The sequence below is a fragment of the Achromobacter sp. UBA5777 genome, assembly GCF_002418565.1.
GTDB lineage: Bacteria > Pseudomonadota > Gammaproteobacteria > Burkholderiales > Burkholderiaceae_B > Achromobacter > Achromobacter animicus.
The window spans coordinates 3,075-3,343 of sequence record NZ_DIEJ01000294.1 but is presented as its reverse complement, the minus strand read 5'-3'; the positions used below and the strand labels follow the sequence as shown (position 1 = coordinate 3,343).

Genomic DNA, 269 nt, shown 5'->3' with positions numbered 1-269 from the left:
ATCGCGCGCCACGGCCACGTCCGTGCCGGGGCGCGCAGCGGCAGGCGCAGCGGCAACGGTTCGTCCAGCACGGGGTCCAGCAAGGCATGCAGCGCGCGCCGTTGCGCCTGCCAGTCGTCCACGCGCGTCTGGTCCTGCGGATGCGCGGCTAGAAAGGCGGCCACCTCGGCATGACGCGCGACGGAGAGCTGGCCGTCCGCGTAGCCATGCAGATCGGCTTCGGTGATCGGCGTGCCCGCAGCGGGAACCGGGTGGAGGCGTTTGTCGTT

The 269-nt window shown here is 72.1% G+C and carries 1 protein-coding gene; it reads right to left on the bottom strand.

What is annotated here, in order from left to right; translation table 11 throughout:
- The coding region (locus B3446_RS25665) for an anti-sigma factor family protein (RefSeq protein WP_414632422.1) at positions 1–269 on the bottom strand (269 nt) is incomplete at both ends.